Raw genomic sequence first — 6,792 nt, forward strand, 5'->3', positions numbered from 1 at the left:
CATCAAATTTTAAGATATTTGCAGCCCGGCATTTTTGCTGAATTAGATCACGTAGAATTTATCTACCAATAACATACTTCAATTTTGAAAAACGATATCAATATAAAAAACAAGAGAGCATATTTTGATTACAATTTACTAGATAAATATGTAGCAGGAATTGCCCTTTTAGGAACAGAAATTAAAGCGATTAGACAGGGAAAGGCTAACATGACGGATGCATTCTGCATGTTTATCGGGGGCATTTTATATGTAAGAAATCTTCATGTTTCAGAGTATAGCCACAGTTCGTTTTACCATCATGATATTAAAAGAGACCGGGCTCTATTACTTCAAAAGAAAGAACTTAGAAAATTACGTTTAAAAGGTGAAGAGAAAGGCTATACCATTGTGCCATTAAGAATTTTCATTAATGAACGTGGATTTGCAAAAATGGAAATTGCCCTGGCTCAGGGTAAAAAAGAATTTGACAAACGGGATAGTATTAAAGATAGAGATACTAAACGCGAATTGGATCGGGCGATGAAAAGGTAGTTTAGCCTCAACTCGAAGATTTTAACTTTAGTTCGAACTGAAACTGCCAAGCACTACCAGGCCTGATCGCCAACCAGTGGCACAAACCTAAAGGTATCTAAAACTATTTTTTCGTAATCTGTTTCGCTTACGCGGATGACCGTTACCATTTTTTGCGTTTTTTCATCACCAACGGGAATAACAAGAATACCGCCGATTTTTAACTGCTTGAGTAGAATCTCTGGAACCAGCGGCGCCCCTGCCGTTACGATAATTTTATCATAAGGTGCATGTTTAGCAATCCCCTTTGAACCATCACCGCAAAAAAATGTAGGCTTGTAGCCCATGCCTGGAAGAACTTGAATGGTTCTGTTGTAAATGTTCTCTTGCCGTTCAATGGTAAAAACCTCCGCACCAAGTTCCATTAAAATACAAGTTTGGTATCCAGAGCCTGTTCCAATTTCCAGCACTTTATCGCCTTTTTTGATGTGCAATAATTCACTTTGATAAGCAACAGTATAAGGCTGAGAAATGGTTTGCCCATCTCCTATTGGGAAAGCAATATCTTTGTAAGCCTGATTCCAAAATGTTTCATCGAAAAAGAAATGACGCGGCACTTTGCCTATAGCTTCTAATACGCTCCTATCTTCAATTCCACGAGATTTCAGTAATTCAACTAACTTCTTTCTCGCACCACGCTCTCGGTAATTATCAACAAATTTATAGGCCATGAAGTCTCAAAATTAGCTTTTTTAAACATTGTTACAAGATAAAGAATTCAACATTAACCTAACTTGCAGTAAATCAAAACTAAAAGGTTAGGCTCTAAACAAAGTGTTAAACATTAATTGTGTATTAAGGAATTATTTCTACTTTTGAAGTCTAAAATACACTGCTCAATCTATATCTGTATATGAAAAAAGTATTAATAGGCTTATTTTTGTTAAGCACAGCCGTATCAACAAATATTTTAGCACAAACCAGTGCCGACTATAATTACTCTATCGCAGCAAGGGCATTCAGCCTGATGCAACTACCGAAGATACTAAATCAAACGAATACTCAAGACTATACTAAAATGTATGGGAATGGTGTGATGCTTAAATTTAACGACAACCAGATTAGCTATAGAATTAGCGGAAATTATTTTAGAAGTGGAGATGTAATGTTTCAAAATACTTGCGAAACTTGCGAGATAGCACAAGGAAAAGTAACTGATTATTCATTTAAAATTGGTTTCGAGAAAAACTTCAATTATTCAAGAATCCAACCTTATTTCGCTTTCGACATCGGTTACCGTTCAAACAAATTTACCGGAACATTGACGCCAGCAAATGAAATGGTGCCTTCAACTAGTCAATCAGCAGATGCTAGCAAAAATGGATTGGTGATGACACCTTCACTGGGGTTCAAGATTAATATTATCCCCAATCTATCTGTGTTTGCAGAAAGTAGCTTAGATTTTTATTATTCCTATGAAAAGCAAGATATTACACAGCCTAACTTAGCAGGAAGAACTGTTAACACCTATAATAAATGGGAATTTTTATTAAATCCTGTTTCGGCCGGAATTCAGTTTAACTTCAACAGTAAAAATTAATACGGGTCTACATCAATCTGAGTAAAAACACCCTTAAACTCTTTGGTGGCATTAAACTGCGTAAGTGTTTCCCTTAAAGCATCTTTTACTTTTTGTATTGCAGTATGTTTATCTGCCTTTATAATAATCTGCTTGATGTAAAGGTTACGAACACGGCTAATCAGTGGCTGCTCTGGCCCTAAAACCCTTTTACCGAATTTAGCTTTTAAGATATTTGCCAAACTCAACGCAGCATGATCTAAGACATGAGAATCCTTGTGCTTAATGTAAAGGAATATCATTCTTGAAAATGGCGGATACTGAAATTTTTCACGTTCAGCAATCTCATCGTTATACATTCCTTCGTAATCATTATTTACAACTTGTTTAATGATTCGGTTATCTGCATCATAAGTTTGAATGCATACATTGCCCTGATCTGCTCTTCTGCCAGCTCTTCCTGCTACCTGAGCCAGAAGTTGGAAACTGCGTTCGTAAGCTCTAAAATCAGGATAACCTAAAAGTGTATCGGCATTGATAACGCCTATCAAACTTAAATTATCAAAATCCAAACCTTTAGCCACCATTTGTGTGCCGATCAGGATGTCGGTTTTCTTCTCTTGAAAATCAGTTAAAATTTGCTGCAAACCGTTTTTGGTGCGTGTGCTATCCATATCTAAACGGGCAATCGTAATATCCGGATAAAGCAGCTTGAGTTCTTCTTCAATACGCTCGGTTCCGAAACCTTTTTGTTCGACATGTACTGAGCCACAGGCCGGACAAATAGTTACACTGCTCTGCTGATAGCCGCAGTAGTGGCAGTGCAATTTACCGCTACTTTTGTGGTAGGTTAAACTTACATCGCAATTGACGCATTTGGGCGTATAGCCGCAAGTAGCACAAATCAAAATGGTTGCATATCCTCTTCGGTTTTGAAAAAGGACAATTTGCTCCTTTTTAGAAAGCGCCAGATCGATGTCCTTAATCAATACACTGGAGAAATACGAAACCATGGTTTTCCTTTTTGTTTCTTCCGAAATACTCACCACTTGTTGATTTGGCAGCTGCACTCCGCCAAAACGTTCTTTCATTTCAACCAAGGTGTATTTACCTTGCAAAGCATTATAATAACTTTCCAGTGATGGTGTGGCGGAACCCAAAATCACCTTAGCCTGATGCAGGTGGGCTAAATAGATTGAAGCATCTCTTGCCTGATATCTTGGAGCCGGATCATATTGTTTGTAAGAAGGTTCATGTTCCTCATCTACCACAATCAGCTTCAAATGCTGAAAGGGAAGGAAAACTGCTGATCGTGCGCCAAGAACAACCTTGTAAGCGCCGGTTCTTACTTTATTCCAGATCTCAACCCTCTCGCTATTATTAAATTTAGAATGATAAACACCGATTGCGTTGCCGAAATAACGTTTTATACGTTCTACAATTTGCGTTGTTAGCGCAATTTCTGGCAACAGGAATAAGACCTGACCATCAGTATTTTGAATAACCTCTTCGATTAACTTAATGTAAACCTGTGTTTTCCCTGAAGCGGTAACACCATGAAGCAGTACCACATCTTTCTCTTCAAATGCATTTTGAATTTTGACCAATGCATCCTTTTGACCATCATTAAGTTGGAAATTTACATTAAAGGCTTCATCATGAGCTGCCAACCTGCTCACCGGTCGCTTCATTACTATAAAAATTTCTTTATCGGTAAGTGCTTTAAGTGCTGCAGGTCCGCAATTGCTTTCTTCTAAAAGTTGTTCTTTTGAAATAGGAAGATTTGATTTTTGTAGTTTAAGATAAGCAAGTAAAGCATCTAACTGTTTGGGTGCTCTCTCCAAAACAGAAAATAACTGTTTTAGATTTTCCTGATCCGTGTAAAAATCATTCAATAGAACGAACGACTTTAATAAGGGCTTGTATTTCTGTACAACTTCTTCTGCTACCAGAACCAGCTCTTTATCCAATAAATCGTTGATGATCGGGTAAACTGTTTTTTGTCCTAATAGTTTTGAAACATCATTAACAGTAAGCCTCTCCTGCGTTTTTAATGCGGAAACAATTATTTCTTCTTTCTCTGTAAGGGCAATTTCGTCATTAAAATCATCGCGAAGAATGAGAATGGTTTCGCTTGCAAGTTTTAAACTGGCTGGTAAAGCGGCAGACATGACGTCGCCCTCATTGCACATGTAATAATTCTTCATCCATTCCCAAAACTTCAACTGAGTTGGGGTGACTACCTGTTCTGCGTCAATGATATCGATAATGTATTTCGCTTCGTATACTCCAGGTGGCTTGGTAGAAATTCCACTGATTAATGCAGTATAAATTTTATGTTTGCCAAACTGAACCACAACTCTTTTACCTATTGCAACCTGGTCATTCAAGTCGAAGGGTACCCGATAAGTATAATTTATCGCCAAAGATAAAGGCAAAATAACTTCTACAAAAAGTGTTTCTCTCTCTGCAAAAATATCATTTCCGAAACTATCCATTACTTATCTTTAAAAGCTGCAAAAAACAACATGATCCATCCCAATACGAACAATAACCCGCCGATTGGTGTTAATGGCCCAATTAAATTAATGAAATCTAGGTGTAAAATACTCCGGGTGGCCAGTAGGTATAAAGATCCTGAGAATAAAATTATTCCGAAGGTGAAACAGAAGTAAGCGATATTGATCAGCTTATTTCTATACCTGGCAAAAGTAGAAAGATATAAAAGAGCGAAAGTATGATAGAATTGATAATCAACTCCTTTTTGCCAAATTTCCATTGATGAGTTATCTATTAAAGCCTTTAAGCCGTGTGCGCCAAAAGCACCTAGTAAAACAGCCACTACACCAAAAAAAGAAGCAGTAAGTATAATTCGTTTATTCATATATTTTTGCTTGAAGCAATCGCTAAATTAATAAATTGGCATAGAACTTCGCTCTAATCAATGTAATAAATTAAATTTGTTGCACAGCAAATGAAAAAGATCATAATTTTAATAGTTGCCTTATTAGTCGGTATTGTTTTCATGACGTACCTATATTTTTCAAAATTAGGACAAGAAAATAATGCAAAAGATTTAGCGCTTCAGTGTGCTACCAATAATGCCTCATTGGTGGTATCTTTTCAAAATGACAAAAGTTTTTATGAGATCATAAAAGCTCAGAATCTTGTTCAGCAAGTGTTAGGGAAAGAAAAAACTAATTTTTTAACCGAATTAAAAACACTGATTATTGATGATAACGGATTGAACAGTTATATTAAAGATCAAAACATTTACATTAGCCTGCTTCCAGATTCGAACCAATCACTTAATTTTTTATTAACTGTACAAATTAAGCCTGAAGAAGATGTGAGCAAGCTTAATACCCTCATCAAGTCGAAAAAATACATTTCATTAATTAAAGATGATTTATATCGAATTAACCTGAACGATACCATCTCAGCTTATGCGCAGATTAAGGATAGAGTAATTACATTTTCCACTTCATTAAAATTAATTAAGGATGCAGCTGTACGCCTGTCAGAAAATCCATTCACAGATTATATTAAAGAGCATAGTGGTGCGGCAAAAAGTGCCTTGGCACAGGTTTACCTTAATTTCAATCAGGCGCCTTTATTATTGAAGAATATCTTGTCAGGAAATTTAAACGGAAATATTGCATTCATCAATAAACAGAATGGTTTTGCTTCATTAAGTTACAATTTCAGTAAGGAACGAATTCTCTTTAACGGAAACACCACGCTAAAAAATGAAGATAGTTATCTGAAACTTTTTGAAACGAGTGCAGCCCAGGTTACCAATATTCAAAATATCTTACCAGATAATACGGCTAATTACACCATATATGCTTTTGAAGATTTTCCATCATGGTATAAAGATTTTATCCTCTTTCAAACGCAAATAAAAGACAGCGATCGAGCAAAATCAATTATTAATGATGTTAAAAATCAATACCGTACAGATCTAAATTCAATATTCCCGATTTATACTAAAAATCAGTTTGCAACATTTCAGTTAAGCACTACAGAAAAGTTAGCTACCATTCAACTTAGCAACGGAGAAAAAGTTAAGCAACTTTTGTTAGATGTTAGTACAGATTACAATGAGGATATTAAAATTTTTAAATCTTCCAATATCCTCTACAGTTATTATGGAGAGGCCTTTAAACATTTCAGCAGACCATATTATATCATCATTGATAACTACATGGTTGTGGCTAACAACGCCAGTACTTTACAATCCTTTTTAAATAGTTACAAAAATAACAAACTGCTTATTCAGAAAGCTGATTATCTTGATGCCATGAATCAAATTTCGTCGACATCTAATGTCACATATTATATCAACCTGAAAAATTCGAGCGATATTCTACGAGATAATCTATCTTTAAAATATTACAAGCACCTTCGGGCAGATAGTGGCTTAAGAAGTTTTGATACGTTTTGTTATCAACTCGTTGCTGATCAAAACAAATTTATCACTAATGTACTGTTAAATAAATATGTACAAGCTTTAATACCAGATTCGCTAAGTATCCGTTAATAAGAAAATTGCCAAGAACCTAAATTATACATGAAGAAACTCTTACTTGCCTTAGTCATTATCGCCAGCTTCAAAAATGTAAATGCCCAGCAGTATGCGCTTTTTGGCACAAAAACCATGTTTGACGCTTTACGAAAATCCATCTACAAAAGTCATT

The 6,792-nt window shown here is 35.7% G+C and carries 6 protein-coding genes; 3 read left to right on the forward strand and 3 right to left on the reverse strand.

The window, feature by feature from the left end; all coding sequences use genetic code 11:
• The first annotated feature begins 84 nt into the window (after nt 1–84).
• Nucleotides 85–534, forward strand: coding sequence for an SsrA-binding protein (gene smpB, locus ON09_RS21315; RefSeq protein ID WP_010603102.1), 450 nt, complete (start codon nt 85–87; stop codon nt 532–534).
• A 53-nt stretch (nt 535–587) separates the two neighbouring features.
• On the opposite strand, the gene ON09_RS21320 is transcribed toward smpB, so the two are convergent.
• Complete coding sequence (locus tag ON09_RS21320) at nt 588–1,244, reverse strand: protein-L-isoaspartate(D-aspartate) O-methyltransferase (RefSeq protein WP_010603103.1); 657 nt, start codon at nt 1,242–1,244, stop codon at nt 588–590.
• A gap of 182 nt (nt 1,245–1,426) precedes the next feature.
• On the opposite strand from ON09_RS21320, the gene ON09_RS21325 reads away from it, so the two are divergent.
• Nucleotides 1,427–2,113: a hypothetical protein gene (locus tag ON09_RS21325; RefSeq protein ID WP_010603104.1), complete on the forward strand. Its 687-nt coding sequence runs from the start codon at nt 1,427–1,429 to the stop codon at nt 2,111–2,113.
• Here the strand turns inward: ON09_RS21325 and priA are convergent.
• Both priA and ON09_RS21335 read right to left on the reverse strand, forming a co-directional pair.
• The gene (gene priA / locus ON09_RS21330) at nt 2,110–4,590 is read right to left on the reverse strand and encodes a replication restart helicase PriA (RefSeq protein WP_010603105.1); all 2,481 of its coding nucleotides are present in this window, start codon (nt 4,588–4,590) and stop codon (nt 2,110–2,112) included. The genes ON09_RS21325 and priA overlap by 4 nt on opposite strands.
• Nucleotides 4,590–4,976, reverse strand: coding sequence for a DUF423 domain-containing protein (locus tag ON09_RS21335; protein WP_010603106.1), 387 nt, complete (start codon nt 4,974–4,976; stop codon nt 4,590–4,592). Before ON09_RS21335 ends, priA begins: the two co-directional genes overlap by 1 nt.
• A 90-nt stretch (nt 4,977–5,066) precedes the next feature.
• Here ON09_RS21335 and ON09_RS21340 point away from each other — a divergent pair, with 90 nt between their 5' ends.
• The gene (locus ON09_RS21340) at nt 5,067–6,635 is read left to right on the forward strand and encodes a hypothetical protein (RefSeq protein ID WP_010603107.1); all 1,569 of its coding nucleotides are present in this window, start codon (nt 5,067–5,069) and stop codon (nt 6,633–6,635) included.
• The last annotated feature ends 157 nt before the right edge of the window (nt 6,636–6,792 follow it).

This window comes from Pedobacter agri PB92 (assembly GCF_000258495.1).
In the GTDB taxonomy this organism is placed as follows: Bacteria; Bacteroidota; Bacteroidia; order Sphingobacteriales; family Sphingobacteriaceae; genus Pedobacter; species Pedobacter agri.